At 37.6% G+C, this 18,711-nt stretch carries 19 protein-coding genes; 11 read left to right on the top strand and 8 right to left on the bottom strand.

Annotation, left to right across the window (positions count from 1 at the left end; translation table 11 throughout):
* Positions 1-187: 187 nt before the first annotated feature.
* Positions 188-964, bottom strand: coding sequence for a hypothetical protein (locus IMO47_RS17310; protein ID WP_196075429.1), 777 nt, complete (start codon positions 962-964; stop codon positions 188-190).
* Positions 965-1,590: 626 nt separating this feature from the next.
* A complete protein-coding gene (locus IMO47_RS17305; protein WP_196075428.1) occupies positions 1,591-2,058 on the bottom strand; it encodes a GNAT family N-acetyltransferase in 468 nt (155 codons plus the stop codon).
* Positions 2,059-2,318: 260 nt separating this feature from the next.
* On the opposite strand from IMO47_RS17305, the gene IMO47_RS17300 reads away from it, so the two are divergent.
* The 8 genes from IMO47_RS17300 to IMO47_RS17265 all read left to right on the top strand — a co-directional run bounded on the left by IMO47_RS17300 (position 2,319) and on the right by IMO47_RS17265 (position 8,827).
* Positions 2,319-3,323 (top strand): adenosine kinase, encoded by a 1,005-nt coding sequence (locus IMO47_RS17300; RefSeq protein WP_196075427.1) that lies wholly within the window; start codon positions 2,319-2,321, stop codon positions 3,321-3,323.
* A 19-nt stretch (positions 3,324-3,342) separates the two neighbouring features.
* Entirely contained in the window at positions 3,343-3,654 is a 312-nt protein-coding gene (locus IMO47_RS17295; RefSeq protein ID WP_196075437.1) for a Rieske (2Fe-2S) protein, read from the top strand.
* A gap of 14 nt (positions 3,655-3,668) precedes the next feature.
* On the top strand, positions 3,669-4,277 hold the full coding sequence (locus IMO47_RS17290) for an OB-fold-containig protein (RefSeq protein WP_196075426.1): 609 nt from the start codon (positions 3,669-3,671) through the stop codon (positions 4,275-4,277).
* A gap of 1,199 nt (positions 4,278-5,476) precedes the next feature.
* Positions 5,477-5,668, top strand: coding sequence for a cytochrome oxidase putative small subunit CydP (gene cydP, locus IMO47_RS17285; RefSeq protein ID WP_004830439.1), 192 nt, complete (start codon positions 5,477-5,479; stop codon positions 5,666-5,668).
* Positions 5,668-7,254: a cytochrome ubiquinol oxidase subunit I gene (locus IMO47_RS17280; RefSeq protein ID WP_004830438.1), complete on the top strand. Its 1,587-nt coding sequence runs from the start codon at positions 5,668-5,670 to the stop codon at positions 7,252-7,254. Before cydP ends, IMO47_RS17280 begins: the two co-directional genes overlap by 1 nt.
* Complete coding sequence (gene cydB, locus IMO47_RS17275; RefSeq protein ID WP_004830436.1) at positions 7,251-8,396, top strand: cytochrome d ubiquinol oxidase subunit II; 1,146 nt, start codon at positions 7,251-7,253, stop codon at positions 8,394-8,396. Before IMO47_RS17280 ends, cydB begins: the two co-directional genes overlap by 4 nt.
* Positions 8,397-8,425: 29 nt before the next feature.
* Positions 8,426-8,527 carry a cytochrome bd-I oxidase subunit CydX gene (gene cydX, locus IMO47_RS17270; protein WP_002120988.1) on the top strand — a complete coding sequence of 34 codons (102 nt, stop codon included), beginning with the start codon at positions 8,426-8,428 and terminating at the stop codon, positions 8,525-8,527.
* Positions 8,528-8,530: 3 nt separating this feature from the next.
* Entirely contained in the window at positions 8,531-8,827 is a 297-nt protein-coding gene (locus tag IMO47_RS17265) for a cyd operon YbgE family protein (protein ID WP_196075492.1), read from the top strand.
* A gap of 54 nt (positions 8,828-8,881) precedes the next feature.
* On the opposite strand, the gene IMO47_RS17260 is transcribed toward IMO47_RS17265, so the two are convergent.
* Positions 8,882-9,427, bottom strand: a complete 546-nt coding sequence (locus IMO47_RS17260) for a GNAT family N-acetyltransferase (RefSeq protein ID WP_196075491.1) — start codon at positions 9,425-9,427, stop codon at positions 8,882-8,884.
* A gap of 255 nt (positions 9,428-9,682) precedes the next feature.
* A complete protein-coding gene (locus IMO47_RS17255; protein ID WP_196075490.1) occupies positions 9,683-10,345 on the bottom strand; it encodes a DUF2057 domain-containing protein in 663 nt (220 codons plus the stop codon).
* A 490-nt stretch (positions 10,346-10,835) separates the two neighbouring features.
* Here IMO47_RS17255 and IMO47_RS17250 point away from each other — a divergent pair, with 490 nt between their 5' ends.
* A complete protein-coding gene (locus tag IMO47_RS17250; protein ID WP_196075489.1) occupies positions 10,836-11,099 on the top strand; it encodes a hypothetical protein in 264 nt (87 codons plus the stop codon).
* 174 nt (positions 11,100-11,273) lie between these two features.
* Here the strand turns inward: IMO47_RS17250 and IMO47_RS17245 are convergent, their stop codons facing one another.
* Positions 11,274-11,540, bottom strand: a complete 267-nt coding sequence (locus IMO47_RS17245) for a hypothetical protein (RefSeq protein WP_196075488.1) — start codon at positions 11,538-11,540, stop codon at positions 11,274-11,276.
* Positions 11,541-11,645: 105 nt separating this feature from the next.
* Here IMO47_RS17245 and IMO47_RS17240 point away from each other — a divergent pair, with 105 nt between their 5' ends.
* Both IMO47_RS17240 and thiM read left to right on the top strand, forming a co-directional pair.
* The gene (locus IMO47_RS17240) at positions 11,646-12,800 is read left to right on the top strand and encodes a hypothetical protein (protein WP_196075487.1); all 1,155 of its coding nucleotides are present in this window, start codon (positions 11,646-11,648) and stop codon (positions 12,798-12,800) included.
* A gap of 9 nt (positions 12,801-12,809) precedes the next feature.
* Positions 12,810-13,676, top strand: a complete 867-nt coding sequence (thiM, locus tag IMO47_RS17235) for a hydroxyethylthiazole kinase (protein ID WP_196075486.1) — start codon at positions 12,810-12,812, stop codon at positions 13,674-13,676.
* A 184-nt stretch (positions 13,677-13,860) separates the two neighbouring features.
* On the opposite strand, the gene IMO47_RS17230 is transcribed toward thiM, so the two are convergent.
* The 3 genes from IMO47_RS17230 to IMO47_RS17220 form a co-directional block, all read right to left on the bottom strand.
* Positions 13,861-14,244, bottom strand: a complete 384-nt coding sequence (locus tag IMO47_RS17230) for a 5-carboxymethyl-2-hydroxymuconate isomerase (protein WP_196075485.1) — start codon at positions 14,242-14,244, stop codon at positions 13,861-13,863.
* A 464-nt stretch (positions 14,245-14,708) separates the two neighbouring features.
* Positions 14,709-16,424 (bottom strand): AAA family ATPase, encoded by a 1,716-nt coding sequence (locus IMO47_RS17225; RefSeq protein WP_196075484.1) that lies wholly within the window; start codon positions 16,422-16,424, stop codon positions 14,709-14,711.
* A gap of 111 nt (positions 16,425-16,535) precedes the next feature.
* Positions 16,536-18,605, bottom strand: coding sequence for a hypothetical protein (locus tag IMO47_RS17220; RefSeq protein WP_196075483.1), 2,070 nt, complete (start codon positions 18,603-18,605; stop codon positions 16,536-16,538).
* Positions 18,606-18,711: the final 106 nt, after the last annotated feature.

Here is an 18,711-nt window from a genome sequence, read left to right as displayed (position 1 = left end):
GCGTTTAAGTATAACTGAAACTTAAATAAATGCGATTCATTCCTAACACTAATTCTTAGTAAACTGATCAGAATTAATCACGCTTTGCTTGTAAAATATCAAGACTGGCAAATAGGTGAAATAAAAAAAGTGATGACCAAAATCTTCAGCCACCACTGTAAAATTTAGCTTTTTGAACTGAACATGTTCATGAGTACGGGTTTGAGTCGGTTGTTTTATCTGTATCCCAGCGCTGTGCAATAAAAATACACAGAAAAATTGCAATCAATAATACAGCCGATGCTGTAAAACGACTCAGGGCTAATCCACCATGGTCAATCGGTTTATCCAGAAAGTCCCCGACCACTGCACCCAATGGACGGGTAAGCACAAATGCCGTCCAAAACAAAATCACTCTGGATGTTTTTGTAAATAGATACAATGTGATCACGACTAAAATCAGCACCACATACAGCACAATCCCACCCGTATACCCCAAACCAGCTGTATCTGATGACCAGTCCCCTAAAGCTGTACCTAAAGTTTGTGAAAATGTAATGGTCAACCAGTAGAACAGTTCTGCTCGGGGCTGGTTGATATGGGGTGAAATCGTACCTTCCACCTTATACCAGCCATATAAGGTCAAGACGACCAAACTCAGCAATAAAGTACTTCCGCCTAAATAACCGATACCCAGAGAACGATCAACAAAATCTGCCAATGTCGTCCCCACTGTCGTGCTTGCAATAATCGTAAACCAATACAAATAAGGGTGATAAGTCTTGGCGCGAATCTGCCAATAGACAAGAGCAATAAAAATAAAAGCAAAGATAAAGGTACTGATCAAATACCCCAGATTAAGCGACATTGAAACAGCATCTCCTGCTGTTTCACCAAATGTAGTCGCCAAAATTTTAGTGATCCAAAACAGTAGTGTGACTTGCGGAACTTTAGAGATCAGTTCATTTAGACCTTTGTCTGCCATTCTCATTATTCTGAAATAAATTATTGAATGTAATAATCAACATCTAGGCTTAAAACAAAATTAAAAGGATTTTATGGGTCTTCACCTGGATTCAATAATCTAGGATGAACACTGTTATGATGATTGTTGCGACTTATAAATTTAAAACATTTAAAAACAAATGTGTATCTCATTTATAAATTGATCAGAACTTAGTTTTGGAGATTAATTTAATGTGAATTCGAGGCAGCTACATTTTTAATTTATTCATAAGCAATCGACTTCACTAAATTTTGCTGATTTTTATCCATATTTGATCAGCCTATGGCTCAGTATACTTTTGTTTCAGTATGAGAAGTCAAACTCCGCAAAAGTCATCATCTTTCTCATCGATATCGCTGCTCAGCGCAAAACTCGTCAGCTCCCGTCTATTCAGCAAGCACAGAAACAATACATTATAAAAGCGATCCTGCCTTAAACAGTTGCGGATGACGGTTCCGCGGATCATATTGCATCCAGAATTTTATAGTGAATTCAGGTTAATTTAGATCAATCCCCAAAATCATCTCCCCCAACAGGCTCATACTTGCCCATTGCTTTGTTTGAACAGTACGAAAAACCTTCTTGGGGAAAAATTTTTCAATTCACTAAATCAGATATTTGAAATAATTATAATTGGGGTGATTTTCAACAAATACATAATTCTGCTTTTGATAAAATGGCGCTGCATCTTTTTCGCTATTTAAGCACAGTGCAGAAAAATGAGATTTTGCTTTTTTTTCAAGTTCTTGTAATAAACGTTTGCCTAAACCGGTTTTTCGATATTCAGGTAAAACATAGAAACGACGCACACGACCGATTTTATGCTGTGTTTCAGGCTTTTGATTGGTCTCGCTATCTTCGCTCATTTGAATATTCAGACCACCACAAGCAACCAGTTTGTCTTCATCAAATGCCACCAGTAAAAACTCACCTTGACGATTGAATTTATTTTTTCCTTGTTGAAATTCGTCAATCAGCCGTTGAATAAAGTGAAAACCTTCTTTTTCAGCAATAATGGCTAAATCTTGAATTTGTGCAGGCAATTGATCAACCTGCTGAATTAAAATATTCACTCAATCTCCAATGTGTTTAAAAACGATAGACCATTGACTCAACTTTTATCTATTCTCGATCTATAACCTGATGATATAGCGAACTCAAGATAGAGCTTGTGTTTGAATCTTAGGAACTATTCAATAGCTGTGCAATAGCAGAACTTATAAAAATTGAAGAATGTAGCACTTTATTCATAAATGATTTTTTTTCAACAAACTACTGTAAAGCTAAGCATTGGTGTAAACTTTAGTTTTTTAACATTGATGTGATGAAGAACATGGCAACAGTTGATCTTTTTGCAATTGGTAATGCATTAATTGACCAAGAATTTAGAGTTTCAGATGACTTTTTAACTGAACAAAATTTGCAAAAAGGCACCATGCAATTGGCTGATGGTGACACTCAAGCCCAACTCTACAACAATTTAAATGCCAGCCAAGTTTATAAAGGACAAGCTTCAGGGGGTTCTGCTGCCAATACCACAGTTGCATTCAGCGCATTGGGTTCTTCAGCATTTTATGCTTGTCGTGTAGGTAATGATGAATTGGGCCGCATTTATCTTGACGGCTTGAATGATGCAGGAATCATAACTTCACAAAAATCTATCAGCGAAGGTGTAACAGGAACATGTATGGTACTTGTCAGTGATGACTCGGAACGTACCATGCAGACCTATTTAGGAATTACTGCGGAACTTTCAGCACAGCAAATGGATTTTGAACCTTTAAAAACAGCCCAATGGCTCTATATTGAAGGTTATTTATCTACCAGTGATACTGCACGCTTAGCTGTCAAGCAAGCACGCCAGATTGCACGTGAACATAATGTTAAAATCGCCCTCACCCTTTCCGATCCGGCCATGGTACAGTACGCTCGCCAAGGTTTAAACGAATTACTTGACGATGGTGTTGATCTGATTTTCTGTAATGAACAAGAAGCAATGCTGTATACGGAAACGGATACTGTCGAAGCGGCTTTGGCAAAGTTAAAAACCATGAGCCAAGATGTCGTGATCACTTTAAGTGCGAAAGGCGCTTTAGTCTCGAATCAAGCTCAACATTTTTATGTCCCTGGTCGTAAAGTCAATGCCGTTGATGCAAATGGTGCTGGCGATGCATTTTCTGGCGCTTTCCTGTATGCGTTAAATTGTGGTGAAAATTTACAAACAGCTGCACAACTTGCTATTCTTGTTTCAAGTGAAGTGGTGGCTCAATTTGGACCACGTTTGGAAATTACAGAATACGCAAATCTCCTCGAAACATTCAAAAAGGAATGCGCATAAAATGGCTGAAAAAATTGCAATGACCGATGAAATCGAAGAGCGTAAAGCACGCGCCTTCGATACAATGACAGGCGATACAATTTTTATCACTCAAAGGGATGGGGCTTTTTATGCCTATCAAAACGTGTGTCCGCATCTTCAAACAGAACTAGAATTTCTTGAAAATCAATTTTTAGATCAAGACGGAGAGTATATTCAGTGTTCAACTCATGGGGCTTTATTTGAAGTCGAAACGGGTGTATGTATTTCTGGTCCGTGTCTTGGTGATAAGCTGGAAAAAGTTAATATTTCAGTTCATTCGGATGGTGGAATCTACATTGTAGATGAATGATCAAGGACGCTGCCATGCTGCAATTCCTATTTGAACATGAATTAATGCCTTTTCATTTCAGTGTATTGGCTTTAATTTTACTGAGCATGGCAGAAACTTTTGGCTATTATCTGGGCATCCGACCGAGTACTTTTCTGAAAAAAGTTTCTCCTGATTGGTTGACTGAATCTCCACTTTTACAAGTAAAATTTTCAAAAGTTCTTATCTTCGTTTTTTTATTGCTCAACTTTAGTTTTGCAGGCTATTTTTTACAATTATCCATATTTGCCACCAAACAAGAATTTGCTGCTTGGTATTATGTGATTTTGCCAGCATTGGTGATCGCAATTTTTTTTACCGTGTTTATGATTCACTGTCTTGATCAAGTGATTAAGCCCAAAATCACGACCAATCAAGTGGATCTACTTGGACGCCTTGCAACAGTGTCAAGTGGCAATGCGCGTCCTGGTTTTTCTGCGCAAGCGCGTGTCCGTGATGAAAATGGTCAACTTCACTATGTCCAAGTCGAACCTGAGTTTGGTGAACTAGAGTTTCAATCTCAAATCATCTTAATCCGTTTCCGAAAATCCCATTACATCGCCAAGAAAATTTCTACATCCAACCAGCTATTTAGTTCAGACTAGGATTAATCCCACATCTTTTTTGTGAGTATTTTGTGGGTCGATCCTCAGCATTCAAGATGCTCAGAAATTCATCAGCTTGTTCATTTTGTAATTTTAGTTTGAAAACGCTTAACACATGTATCAATTTGAGCTTGATTTAACTTTTCAGCTTTGTATATACATAACATGTACAACTGTGATTTTGATACGCAGGTGCCTAGTAATGTAAATTTCAATATTCATTTTACTAGATGCCATATGATCACGCGAGCAAACCACCGTAGGGATCAAAATGAAGTAATCATCAATGTATATGTGAAGTGATTCGGTCTATGTTGAAGCCCCCTACCCAATGAATGATCATATGTAAAATCCGGTGTCCAAACTCAAGCAAATGAGCCTTTATGTATCACAGAAAACTCAACCATCCTGAGGGTAAAAGCAATTATTGGAGTCTGTACCGAAACCAACTCTGCAAATTGATGTTTCTGTATGGGTGAATCCTATGCGGTTTTGTAAAAACCAAATGTTCTTCGTAAACTAATATCCGAGGAAAATCTGTCGTCTATCGATCTTTAATACCCCATTCATGAACATGATCAAGTAGAGCCATAATCGCTGTGTTTGCCATGCGGTGACATACACATATCATTGATTGAAGCCCCAATAACAACCCAGCCTTTCATAAAATCCCTCTTTTATCCCTGACCTTACTATTGATTAGTTGAAGTGAATAAAATTTAGACAATGCTGTATAGTCCAGAACAAAAATTACAGCTTATATTTCATCACCAAATCAATGACAGTTCTTATTTAATTGATCTTTTTTTTGAATTTTTAATCAGGGCAAATAAAGCCTGATAAAAATCGACAGCTAGTTTTTGATTCTCTAAATTCTATTTTTAATAAAAATAATACATCGGAATTAAACCAACCGTTTTCATCAGGTTTATTCTTGATTAAGAATAAATCAAACCATTTTAGTTGGTTTAATAAAATCTAAACAATACCATTTTAGTTGGTTTTATTTTTATTAATTCTAAGTATTTTGATCAACTTTAAAACCATTGTTTTTTAGTATATTTTTTAGCATATAAAAATAATAAGTATTTGTTTTAATTATGTTTAATAATATATTTTTATTTTAAGTGTTTTATCTATTTATTTCTTGTTGTGTTTTGTTTAATAATATAAGCATATTTAAATAATAGGCTTAACGCATGAGCTTAAAACCTAATGATTTAAACCGTCGGTTAGTCAGAGAAATTGCAATCATATTAATAATTAAGATTGCACTTTTAATGACGATCAAACATATCTGGTTTGATGCGCCGACTATTCCTAAAGATTTTGATAACCAAGTTGCTGAGCGTATTGCTGGCAGTCCTTCCCAAATCAAGGAGACACGTTGATGATTTCTGAAAGCGTGGTCGATCTTTCGCGGTTCCAATTTGCAATGACCGCGATGTATCACTTTATATTTGTACCTCTTACTCTCGGTCTGGCTTTTATTCTTGCCATTATGGAAACCACTTATGTGATTTCTGGTAAAGAAATCTATAAAGACATGACCAAATTCTGGGGCAAACTTTTCGGTATTAACTTTGCTCTAGGCGTAACCACTGGTCTGACTATGGAATTCCAGTTCGGTACAAACTGGGCGTACTACTCTCACTATGTCGGTGATATTTTTGGTGCGCCACTTGCCATTGAAGGATTGATGGCATTCTTTTTAGAATCAACTTTTATTGGTTTATTCTTCTTTGGCTGGGATCGCCTTTCAAAAGTTCAACATTTAAGTGTGACATGGTTGGTTGCGCTCGGTTCGAATTTATCTGCACTGTGGATTTTAGTTGCCAATGGTTGGATGCAAAATCCTGTCGGTTCAGAATTTAATTTTGAAACCATGCGTATGGAACTTGTAGATTTTGGTGCTTTGATTTTTAACCCTGTTGCTCAGGTAAAATTTGTTCACACTGTTTCAGCAGGTTATGTCACTGGGGCAATCTTTGTTTTAGCCATTTCAAGCTATTACTTATTGAAAAAACGTGATTTACCTTTTGCGCGTCGCTCTTTCGCCATCGCTGCAATTTTTGGTTTAGCATCAACACTTTCTGTCATTTTACTGGGTGACGAATCTGGTTATGAACTGGGTGATGTTCAAAAAACAAAACTGGCTGCAATCGAGTCTGAATGGGAAACTCACCCAGCACCTGCACCGTTTACTCTATTTGGTATTCCAAACCAAGAAGAACAACGTACTGACTATGCCATAAAAATTCCCTATGCTATGGGTATTATTGCAACACGCTCATTGGATAAAGAAGTAACGGGGCTTAAAGACTTAATGGTTCAACATGAAGCACGTATCCGCAATGGTATGGTGGCTTATAGTGAACTTGAAAAACTTCGTGCCGGTGACCGCTCTCCTGAACTTATGGCATCTTTTAAAGAGAACCAAAAAGATTTAGGTTATGGCTTACTCCTTAAAAAATATACTGAAAATGTCACGGATGCTTCTGAAGCACACATTCAGGCAGCAACCAAAGATACGATTCCTAACGTAACAGCATTGTTCTTTTCTTTCCGTGCAATGGTGGCTTCTGGTTTCTTAATGCTCCTTCTATTTATCCTTGCAACTTTTGCAGTAGCAAAACGTAATGCTGAAAATAAACCATGGTTACTTAAATTTGCATTGTTTGCTTTACCACTTCCTTGGATTGCAGCACAAACTGGCTGGTATGTTGCTGAAGGTGGTCGTCAACCTTGGACCATTGGTGAAGTTCTCCCTACACACCTATCCGCATCAAGTTTAAGCACTGGTGATGTGTGGGGTTCAATCATTGCATTAGCAGCGTTCTATACTGTGCTGTTGATTATTGAAATGTATCTCATGATCAAGTTCTCACGTTTAGGACCAAGTTCTTTACATACTGGTAAATATCACTTTGAAAAACTTGAAGCTCAACAAGCTCAAGCTGGGGAGGCTCAATCATGATCGAATATGAACTTCTCAAAATTATCTGGTGGGTTCTGGTTGGTGTCTTACTGATCGGCTTTGCGCTCACCGATGGTTTCGATATGGGCTCAATGGCATTGATGCCGTTTGTAGGTAAAACAGATGACGAGCGTCGTGCAGCCATTAACACGATTGCTCCACACTGGGAAGGCAACCAAGTCTGGTTTGTCACTGCCGGTGGTGCGCTCTTTGCAGCCTGGCCAATGGTCTATGCCACAGCATTCTCAGGTATGTATTGGGCACTGTTACTGGTCTTATTCGCACTATTCCTCAGACCTGTTGGTTTCGACTACCGTTCTAAACTTGAAAATACCAAATGGCGCAACTCATGGGATTGGGGTTTATGCATTGGTGGTGCAGTACCTGCACTGGTGTTCGGTGTTGCCTTTGGTAATATGTTCTTGGGTGTACCGTTTACCTTGGATGAAACTGTACGATCAACCTATACAGGTAGTTTCTTTGCGCTACTCAATCCATTTGCTTTAGTTTGCGGTATTGTCAGTTTATCAATGCTTTGTGCACATGGTGGCGCTTGGTTAATGCTTCGTACTGATGGGGTATTACGTCAACGTTCAGCAAAAGCCACTCAACTCATGGGTACAATATTTTTGGTGTGTTTCCTAGCTGTTGGTGCTTGGCTGTATTTTGGTGGAATCGAGGGCTATACCTTAGTCAAACCTTTTGATACCAATGCTGTTGCAAATCCATTGGCAAAAGAGGTTTTGACTACAGGTAACCACGGTTGGATGAATAACTATTCAACTTATCCGATCACGATACTGGCACCAGTTTCAGCAATCTTGGGGGGCATCCTGATCATCTTCGGTGCAGGAAAAAATAAAGCAGGTATGAGCTTTACAGGTTCGACCTTAGCTGTAACAGGTTCAATTTTAACCGCTGGTTTTGCTCTGTTCCCATTCTTAATGCCATCAAGTATCAATCCTACTGTAAGCTTAACCATGTGGGATGCTGTTTCGAGTAAAAATACCCTAACGGTAATGACTGTAGTGGCTTCTATATTTGTTCCAGTGATTTTAGCCTACACCACATGGTGCTATTACAAAATGTGGGGCGTCATTACCAACAAACATGTTCAAGAGAACTCACACAGCCTGTATTAAGGCTGTGTCTAAGCAAATAGGAGAATATTATGTGGTATTTCGCTTGGATTTTAGGGATCTTGATGGCATGCTTTGCAGGTGTGTTAAGTGCCCTCTATATCGAACATCATCAAGATTTAGATGAGGAATAAACCATGGCAGAGATCGCAATGACAACAAAAGAAAGGAAGCCGAACAAGTTTGCAATGGCCATTTCGTTTTTGATGGCATTGCCACTTGCAGCTGTATTACTCATTCACCCTGGTGCAATGCTTGATGCCAATGGGCACTATAACCATAGTGCTCTGATGCTGGTCATGATTGGTATCTCAGGTGGATTTATACATGGTGTAGGATTTCTGCCACAGTTTTGGTTATGGAAATGGCTGTTTAGCCCCTATGTGGCATGGCCACTTATGCTGTGGGGCTATTACACCTGGTTCTTGACCTAATCTAAAAACAAGAAAACCCTGATTTATTCAGGGTTTTTTTTGTTTGATATCAGTTCAAATCCTGTCAGCTATATTCTTTTTCATTTCAACTAAATGTAAATCTATAATTGGTGTACCCACATTTGCACTTAAAGGATAATCATCAATTAGCCCCGTTGGTTGATAACCACAGCGTTCATAATAAGCAATCAACTCCTGACGGACACTGAGTACCCACATGACAAAATACGTTAAATCAGGATAAATGGATCGCATATCATCTCGTACGTAGCGTTCTGCAAAATCCAGCACTTCCTTACCCATCCCCTGATTTTGCATTTTCGGTGCTATACAAAATGTACCAATCTCCACAGCCAATGGCTGAAATGTTAGACCTATACATCCCACCATCTCTTCAGCGTATTCAGCAATAAATAATTTAAAATGATCAGCTGACAACATTTGTGCCAATTGTTCGGCATTGATTCGAGCACCGGTGACCATTTGTACTTCACTTGTCCAACTATTTCCCTGTTGTTGCCGATAGGCGCAATTGATCAAATCAACCAATTTCTGAATATCTAAAATTTGTGCAGATCTAAATCTAAGCTGATGTTTCATTGAATTTTAAGGCTATCATTTTATTGTGAACAAATGACTTTATAAAACCTAATGACTATTTTGAAAAGCAGTTTTGCGTAGCAATCTTGAAGCGTGGTTTTTGAATAGAAATATCGAGCTTAAATATTTTTCTCAAACAAAAAAATAGATCCTTTAATCTATAAATCATTAAAAAAGACCATCGAAATGGTCTTTGATCTTGCCTAAAAATCTTTAACATCACAAACATAAACATCTGCAAAGTGTCATCTGACTCTATTGATCAGCCAACCAAGTCATAAACTTTTGACGTTCTGCTTTGCTTGCTTTTTGCCAAATTTGAATCAATTGCTGATCAGCAGCATTGCCATTGGCTACAGCAGGTACACTTTTTTGTGCAGTATTTGAAACCGCCGCTTGAGATGGCGCGGCATATACTGGTGCAGGTTGATTTACAGGCGTTTTTTTACTTGAAGTTAAATCAATCACACGCCCAAATACGCCAGAACCAAACCATGGTTTGGCTTCAGTATTGGCACCTGTTTGTTGAACCACTAATCGATTATTATTGTCTAAAATTGCAATCGTTGGCTGTTCTGCATATTTTTTTGCATCATCAAAATTCTTGGGTGCACCGACCAAAGCCAATTTATAATTTTGCCCATCTTTTAAATCAGGTGCTGTAATCGTAACCACACCTGATTTTAAAATATCGTGTTCACCGTTTAAATGCTCAAAATACTGCTGATAACGTACACTTACCGCCGTCTGACCTGGATCAACTTGATATTCGTTCTTCTTGCGAATCAAACCTGAATTGACTTCTTGATCATTTACAGCCAATACAACAATTTCTTCTGGCGCAGATAGCGTGACTGCTGCAAAAACTGACCCACTTAACATTAAACTCAATGCAGCAATGCCGTATTTAAATGCCATGTTGCCCTACTCTTATGTCAAAAATATGTAAAATTTATTGCACTATGCAATGTGGTGATGACAGTTTTATGACAATGACTGCGGTTTTATCCTGAAACATCATTGATTGGCTCTTTATTTTTATTTAGCGTATTAATTATTTAGCCTCGATCTTGATCAAAAGCATCTGATTTGACAGAGATTTACCCCAGATTCAAGTCAATATAGAATCCATTTTGGTCAAAACATTGAATCGCTATTTGACTTGCAAAGCAGTCATTTTACCCTTCTGCAATTGACTGTAAATGTTGCAAAGATCATTACAACCAGATTTTTAAAGTGACTACTTTACATTAAATTCATTTAAAACATGGACTCATTATAACAATCAGCTGAGTTTGTATAACATTACACTTTTTTCAAAGCGACTACATTTTGAGCACAATTCTTGCTTGTTTTAATAGGTGCATATCGCACAATAAAAGATACTCAACAGAAAAAGAGGTGCAACATGATTTTTAAAGACCATATTGTCCGTGTTGAAAATATCAAGACCATGCAAATGCTGAGTGATGCAAAAGTAGATCATCAAGTGATTGCATTATTTATGACTTGTGAAGGTATTCCATTATCGACAGAGGATGTCAGCAGTATTTTAAGACACTATGATTGCCTAGGACAGCACAGAGTTTCAGCTCAAAAGGCTAAAGCTTTATTACAAGCTAAAATGGATCATTTTGAGGATTCAAAACTACCTTGTCCTGCTGCCTATTAATTTCTATCAGTATCTAGCTTGTACTTTAAATTCCATTTTTAGTGGCAAATACAATCAGCCCCGTATTTGCCACTTTCACTTATACATGTTGAATGTTTAACAATCTCGACACTGCTACTTGTATAAAGTGATCGTGAATACATGATTTTCAAAAGAGTAATGCAATCTGGAGTGCTATATTTTTTCTTCCAACAGTCCAGAATGGTCAATACGTTTCGAAGCCACTCGCCGCCCGATATAACGATTTTCAATCGAATCAATTTGAATCTGTCGAAGTGTTGTAAGTCGAAAAACACCATATCGACATTCAATGTAGTTTGGCGTTGGAAAGATTAGAAAATGATCCCATGCTGATACCTCAAACGTATCAATCAGTTGAATTCGATAATTGAGATTCAATCTTTCAATCTCATTGAATAACCATACGATTGCATCAAACATCATCAGATAGCTAGATTTTATAAAACATTCATTTTAAGCAATCAGCTTTCCTCAATATAGATGTGTATAATGAAAAGTCATCAATAAATTTGTATTTAATTCCATATGCTTCAAATTCTACAAAAACAGCTCGATGAAAGTGCATTTTGTCCATTGTGTCAGGCAAGTATGTATTATATTGAGGCTGAAGAATTTGAAAAAGAAATTCACTTTCACCAATGCAGCCATTGTCATCATCAGGTTTTTCCAAACCAGCAAGGTAATTGCCATTGTGAAACCTGTCAAAGTAAACGGCGTAAATTAATTAAAGAAACACGTCTGCAAGAAACCAGAAAATTAAAGAAAAAAGATGATTTTGAAATAGGTTTAGATCATCTCAGTTTTTTGCATAAATTATTTTTATTAAGTCTTTTAGACAATCAAGTGCATGAAAATACGCATCATCATGAGTTTATTGACTGGGAAATAATAAAATACCACGCGATTACACCCAACTATTATTTTCAAAGTCAGCTTCTTAATCAACTGATTAAAGAAAATATACTGGTGCCTAAAGACTTTAGTGATGATGCACATCAATACTATATCAATGTTCGTTTAGATGGTTATTCTGAACCCAGTCTATTTAGTATTACCACTCAGCTCCGCCATTGGTTTTATGAAAATTTGAGCCAGGGCATACCATTTAGAAATTCAGAAGAAGTTAAAAATGCACTTTATGTGGTGCTGTATCAGGAGATCGTGCAATTTACCCAGCACTATTGCCGTACTTGGGGTATTCAGATTTCAGGAAATAAAAACTTCCAAAGCTTTTGCTATCGGCTACTTGACTCTCTGGCGGTTGGACAGATTTTCTACTTGATTCAAACAGCCCTAGAATACTTGTATCAGAAAAAAGCATTACAAGTGCGTAATGAAAATTTCATCAACACCAATATTCTTAAGAAAACTGTACAGCAATATCGTGAACGTGCCTTAGCGGAAAAATGGGAAACCTCGACGCTTCCTCGCCCTCCTAATATTCCATTGAGTAAAATGAGTGAAATTCTGTTTTATCAATTTTTAGGCTACGATGAAGGCATCTTCTTTCAACCCGTTTGGAAATCCTGGAAAAAGATTGAACCGCGTTTAAATTTCTATTCACAGAAACGCTGCATGTATTGTGGGTCAAATGAGCTCACCGTTGAATATGATGCTCAGAATTATGTGACATTATTCTGTCGAAACTGTAAACACCAAGACCACTACTTCACTCAGTAAGGACCTTATATGAATCATCCTGAAAATATTAGCCATTCTCAATCGGATCAACTTCATATCCAAACTGATGTTATCTTGCAAAAAGTTGTAGATGCTTGGACCGAACTACAAACACAACAGCCTTTGGTACATTGTATTACCAACAGTGTTGCAGCAAATTACGCTGCCAATGTGCTATTGGCTGCTGGTGCATCTCCAGCAATGATTGATAATCCTTTTGAGGCAGAAAGCTTTGCATCAATCGCTGCTGCCTTAAGTATCAATGTCGGAACACCAACATCAGAACAAATGCAAGCCATGCAGATTTCAGCACAGACTGTTGCAGCTAAAAACACGCCTTGGGTTCTTGATCCTGTTGGTTATGGTCCATTTCTAAAATGGCGCAGTGAAATGGTTGATCAACTGGTTTTACTTAATCCGACCATTATTCGTGGCAATGCATCAGAAATCAGTGCACTTGCAGGCAACCAAGTTGAATCCAAGGGGGTTGATAGTGCAGTTTCAAGTCATCAAGTTTATTTGCAGGCTCATGCTCTTTTAAATCATTGTGAATGTGCAGCAATTTCTGGAGAATCAGATTTTATTCTTTCAAAAGAACTTAATCATGTGATTCAAATCAATGGTGGAAGCTTTTTACAACCGAAGATCACAGCAACAGGTTGTGCTCTTGGTGCTTTAATCGCGGCATATAGTGCAGTAACCACACCCGCAATTGCCACCATTTCAGCTCATATTCATTTTGCCATTGCAGGTCGGTTGGCTTATGAAAAAGCGTCATCTGTGGGAAGTTTTAATGTGGCGTTCTTAGATGAAATTTATCAAATGAATGCGGATAGGATTTGGGAATATAGCGATATTCAGGTTTTCAACCTGTAGTTTAAAGTAAACTTTGTAGAAGACATGGTCTTCAAGCAAATCCAGATAGATTTTTAAACCGGCTGTTTAGCAAGACAGACTTACTCCTGTAAGTCCTCGACCAACCAATACAAAATAAGCCTTGTCCAATGAGACATCTTGGTGGCTATGAAACTTGGGGCTTATATGCTCAGCCCCAGTTAAATCATTTCCGCACAAAGACTTTTTTATAGATTTCTCTTGGCATTTCAGCAAATTCTACACAGAGTTGAATTTCTAAGCCTTGTGCTGAATAATCCTGAAATGATTGTAGAAATTGTGACAAATTTTCAGTCATTAAATCTTTTTGTTCTTCTGTGCGTCCGCTCAGACCTTGTAAGCGCACAAAGATAAATGCGTGTTGCTTGTCTGCACCATCCTCATCTCCAAAACCGATCAGATAGTCAGATACTGACTTAATTCGCGATTTAATATCATGCGCATCGCTCACTAATCCCGTATCGAACAATGCATGGTTTAAGCCCAGCATTAATTTCTTTTTATCTAAATTCTGGATATTGTCAGAATAATCAATAAACATCTGTGGCATTTACTTCACCTTAATTGATAGCGGTTTTATCATAAAATTTGTGATGCAACTCTAGAACTGATGACCAATTCTAGGTTTTCATAATCATCAAATTGTTCAAATTCAAAAACAATTTTGATTTTTGCGACAGCTTTTAAAAAGCCATCACGACTTTCAATAGATTCCAGTTGCTAAAGCTCGACTGGATTATGAATACTGTTGATCGTAAAACAGCCATTAAATTGATCACATTCATCTTGATCAAAGATCAACTTCACGCCACTCGAATCCTTTAAATTGTATGAAGGTAATGGCAGTCCCTCAAAAGAAATACTTGAATCAATTAATGTTTGTGCATGATAAAATGGGCATAACTGAAAGCTGAGACTATAATCCTGCATATGCTTGTGTTTTGATAACACTGCTATACGCGAATTGAGTAATTTTTTCTCAAACTTATTCATTGTTTCATCACAAGAATGATTTTATTCGACAAACAGCAGTGCTAGACGCACTTGGTCATAACCCATTTTGGGGCTTGTCAGCTCTACGATTGGGCGTAATTTAATCGCCCCATCATCATTGAAATGACTTGGATCCTGACGTTTCATTAATTTTTTATAAATAGTCCGTATTTTCTCTACAACTTCCTCACCGGGATTGGCAACAGAAATATCAAGCCCCTGCTCCTTATGCAGTCTGGCCAAATGATTAATGATGGTTGCTGGCGTTAAACCTCGCTCAATGGCAATGTCTTGAATTTCATAACCACTTTCAAACAACTCTCGGGTTTCGTCCAATGTAGCTGAAGCATAATTGACTTTACCGTTATTACGCGCCAGTTTTTTCTCATTACGTTCTATTTCAACAGCATTCAAAGTTCCACCACAATGACGAATAAAAGCATTGTGCTGCGTGGTCAGATCAGCATCAGCATAGTGCTGTTCTGCTTCATTGGAAAGCTCTTGAAAACGACGATCTGCCTTGATTGCCAAACTATCAAGTTCTAATGCCTGATCATTAAAGCCAAGCAATCTAAGCCCTTCGATTGATTTTAGCCGTGATAAAGCAACGTAACCTTGTCCCTTTTCAAAAGTATGACTCAAATTAATTTCAGCAGCTTCTAAAGTCATGCCTTGAGATTTATGAATGGTAATTGCCCAAGCCAAACGCAGTGGAACTTGTTGTAAACTTGCAATGGTTTTGCCTCCTTCATTGTCTACCGACCAAGTTTCTGGAGCGACCAATAAAGTTGTCCCATCGGTCATTTTCACCTTTGGCAACATTCCCATTTCATCATCTTCTTCAAAACCAATCACTTCACCCAAACTGCCATTGATATATCCCATGTCAAAATTATTTTTAACAAACATCACTTTGGCATGTTTTTTTAGGGTTAGTTCTTCGGGTGCACGAACTGAGGATTTTAATGTTTCTATCAGCTTTTCATTGCCATCTGTGACTGCAACAAATTGATGGTCATCTCCATCAATTGCATTTAAATGCTGAAAGTTGATGCTATCTACATCCATATTATGTGTATATAAACGGGTAAATGTGTCCCCGATATCTTGATGACGCGTATTCTGTAAGGCTTGGATATGCTGTGGCTGAATATGCTGTGCACGAATTGCATTGAGAATATCATTGAGTGCTGAGTCATCCTGGCGGTGCTGTTCAGTCAAATAACACACCCGAAATTTTGCCTCGACCCATGCATTAGACATAAAACAAAACTTATCACGATTTAATTCGTTATTTTTTCCTACAGGCGGAAGCTGAAAGAAGTCACCGGCAGCAATCACTTGAATTCCACCAAAGGCATCATCAGACTCTTTAAAATATTTCAAAACCTGATTAACCAAATTCAATTGCTTGGCATGCAACATTGAAATTTCATCAATAATCAATACTTGAGCATTTTCTAAGTGTTCTTTGAGATATTTACGCTCTTTCATCCGCTTTAAATCATCATCTGAAAGCGTGTCTTTAATACCGATACCTGCCCATGTATGAATTGTCATACCATTCATGTGCGTTGCAGCAATCCCAGTAGATGCAGTAATTGCGACAGGGACTTTGCGGACTTTCAAATAATTGATGTATTGATTCAACGTATAGGTTTTTCCTGCACCAGCAGAGCCAGTCAAAAAGACATTTTCACCCGCTTTCATGAGTTTGAGTGCAGTTTCTTGTTTCATAACAGCCTTGAATTACCTAAACAGGATGGGACGGCTATAGCCTAACGATTTTTAATTAAAAAGTTAAGCCAAAAATAGTTTAGAAAACAGAATAAACCCCGTTAACGATGGCTATAGGTTACCGAGTTCCTCATTCGGTTGAATACTGCTTTTCCATTTTAAATGCTGATTTACATTTTCAATAAATGCCAGTGCCTTGCTTATGTAATATTGCTCCGGGATATGATTATTGGGCAAACGCAGCTGATCAAAACTCAACTGTCCCAATTTATAATAACAACCTAAAGTCATGACTTGATTGGGTTCGGTTATATTTGACATATGAAATGCAGCATATTCGCGTTCCACTATTCTTGTGCTGTATGAAACAGCTAGACAATGTTTGAAAACCACAGACTCTTGAGTGATTCCTTGAAGACTGTTGAGCTCCTCATAACACCAGCCTTCAAAATAAATCTTTTGCATCGGTGCAATGCGATCCCACGAATCCACTGTGATTTTCTCTTTGAGCTTCGACATTGTAGCAACAAGGTCATTGTGCATGTGCCATTTCTTCGCTTGTTGATAAAGACCAGACCAAGTCACATTACGTTCAATTTCATGATGCGTATTAAATAAATACATTACATAATCAAGCACAAAGCTGTCATAGATACTGTAATGCGGCATTCGATCCGTATTGATATGCTTAAACTTCTTGCGAAAATCATCAACCTGAATATTGTGCTTGCGCATTTGAATAAAAAAATCAGGATGCTGTTGCAACTGAGGGTCTATAAATCTTAGCAATTGTGGAGGTAATTGGTTGGCAATCTGCTGAACAAACAACATAAATGCCTGAACAACACGGCTGAGCTTGGCAAATATTTTCTTATAGGATTGAGCTTGATCACCAAGAATCAATGCAGCGAAATCCAACCATTCTTCAATATATAAATAAGAATTTGAAATCAACTTTTGCTGTGATTTATGTTCACTTGGTGATTCGCCAAAACAATAACGACGATTCTTGGGATGTTTTTGCCATTCATGTGTAATTGCAAATGAATGACACTCTATTAAAAACAAGCGGGCGGCACTATTTTTAAAATACTTCAATACAGCCAATATGACATCAGGAGAGATTTTTGAAGTATCAATCAGGCTTAATACAGTGATTGTCACTCTGACGTTTACATCACCAATATGCCGACTAATCCAATCATTGACCTGTTCGTTTTGTTTGTATAGCCAATTCACTGTACGCTTTAAAGTGAATATGGGTAATTTAACAAGCCGATCTAATTCCCAATATTCATCCTCTGCCTGCAAAAAATGCTGTTTACTCAATAAATCCTGATACTGCCAAAAACCTCGTTTCATATGCTTGGTATATGCCAGCATTTGAGGAAACTCTTGTGCATGTTTAGACAATAATCGATAACTTGTGAAATATTGTTCGATCTCACACAAACGTAATGACTCAGGATGAAAAACTTTAAAAATCCGGAAAAAATGTTTCGGCAGGAATTGGTCTAGTGCAGAAATAGCGTGATGGAGTTTTGGAATGAATTGTTGAATAGACAGGAATGTTTGCCCCAAAACAGAATTAATCAACAGTAAATGCTTAATATTAATTTCTACACTCAGCGGAATAGCTTTGCCATATTTAGCAAAATCAGAAACATAAGCTCGTTCAAAATAATTATAGCGTATTAAGATTCGATCAATCTGCTCAGCATCTGCCTCACGAATATTATATAAATACTGCTCTACTCTATTTTCACCATCAATCCAATCAAAGATCTGCTCAATCAATGTTTGACGGAGAATTTGTGCTTTCGTTTTTAGATCAGTAGGGTGAATTTCATCATAAGATCGGGTATAAAAAAATATCTCTTGCGAGACATATTCAATCAGCCGCTTAGGATAACACGGTGTCTCAGATAAATGTGCCAGCTTGTCCTGATGAAATTCAAAAGACAGCCCTGCTGCTTCATCAAATTTAATCTGTAATAATTGATTGGCTATACCGAGTTTTTGATGCACATGATCAAATTGAAAAAAGTTATCAGCATTCACCTCTTTTAAATAGTACAACTGATCAAGATAAATACGCTCTAAGCTTGCTGAAACTTGAATTAATTCTTGTGCAGCAAGTTGGTGCCTGTTTGGCAGCTGATCTTGAACTGTCTGCACCATAATCTGCTTAATCCATCTCTTTTAGATTCTATAGAGTTGAATATTCTATGCGAATCATTTAACAAAACAAATCGCATTAGATTATCTTTTGCAAAAGTTTGTTAAG

The organism is Acinetobacter sp. Res13-Abat-PEC15-P4-01, assembly GCF_015676285.1.
Classification (GTDB): Bacteria; Pseudomonadota; Gammaproteobacteria; order Pseudomonadales; family Moraxellaceae; genus Acinetobacter; species Acinetobacter nematophilus.
Note: the sequence above shows the minus strand (reverse complement) of the source record. Positions and strands in the feature narration are given on the sequence as shown.

Excerpts from the sequence above, each read along its gene's own strand:
- IMO47_RS17310 (WP_196075429.1), bottom strand. The coding sequence starts at position 964 with ATGGCAGACAAAGGTCTAAATGAACTGATCTCTAAAGTTCCGCAAGTC.
- IMO47_RS17300 (WP_196075427.1), top strand. The coding sequence starts at position 2,319 with ATGGCAACAGTTGATCTTTTTGCAATTGGTAATGCATTAATTGACCAA.
- IMO47_RS17295 (WP_196075437.1), top strand. The coding sequence starts at position 3,343 with ATGACCGATGAAATCGAAGAGCGTAAAGCACGCGCCTTCGATACAATG.
- IMO47_RS17290 (WP_196075426.1), top strand. The coding sequence starts at position 3,669 with ATGCTGCAATTCCTATTTGAACATGAATTAATGCCTTTTCATTTCAGT.
- cydP (WP_004830439.1), top strand. The coding sequence starts at position 5,477 with ATGAGCTTAAAACCTAATGATTTAAACCGTCGGTTAGTCAGAGAAATT.
- IMO47_RS17280 (WP_004830438.1), top strand. The coding sequence starts at position 5,668 with ATGATTTCTGAAAGCGTGGTCGATCTTTCGCGGTTCCAATTTGCAATG.
- cydB (WP_004830436.1), top strand. The coding sequence starts at position 7,251 with ATGATCGAATATGAACTTCTCAAAATTATCTGGTGGGTTCTGGTTGGT.
- cydX (WP_002120988.1), top strand. The coding sequence starts at position 8,426 with ATGTGGTATTTCGCTTGGATTTTAGGGATCTTGATGGCATGCTTTGCA.
- IMO47_RS17265 (WP_196075492.1), top strand. The coding sequence starts at position 8,531 with ATGGCAGAGATCGCAATGACAACAAAAGAAAGGAAGCCGAACAAGTTT.
- IMO47_RS17260 (WP_196075491.1), bottom strand. The coding sequence starts at position 9,427 with ATGAAACATCAGCTTAGATTTAGATCTGCACAAATTTTAGATATTCAG.
- IMO47_RS17255 (WP_196075490.1), bottom strand. The coding sequence starts at position 10,345 with ATGGCATTTAAATACGGCATTGCTGCATTGAGTTTAATGTTAAGTGGG.
- IMO47_RS17250 (WP_196075489.1), top strand. The coding sequence starts at position 10,836 with ATGATTTTTAAAGACCATATTGTCCGTGTTGAAAATATCAAGACCATG.
- IMO47_RS17245 (WP_196075488.1), bottom strand. The coding sequence starts at position 11,540 with ATGTTTGATGCAATCGTATGGTTATTCAATGAGATTGAAAGATTGAAT.
- IMO47_RS17240 (WP_196075487.1), top strand. The coding sequence starts at position 11,646 with ATGCTTCAAATTCTACAAAAACAGCTCGATGAAAGTGCATTTTGTCCA.
- thiM (WP_196075486.1), top strand. The coding sequence starts at position 12,810 with ATGAATCATCCTGAAAATATTAGCCATTCTCAATCGGATCAACTTCAT.
- IMO47_RS17230 (WP_196075485.1), bottom strand. The coding sequence starts at position 14,244 with ATGCCACAGATGTTTATTGATTATTCTGACAATATCCAGAATTTAGAT.
- IMO47_RS17225 (WP_196075484.1), bottom strand. The coding sequence starts at position 16,424 with ATGAAACAAGAAACTGCACTCAAACTCATGAAAGCGGGTGAAAATGTC.
- IMO47_RS17220 (WP_196075483.1), bottom strand. The coding sequence starts at position 18,605 with ATGGTGCAGACAGTTCAAGATCAGCTGCCAAACAGGCACCAACTTGCT.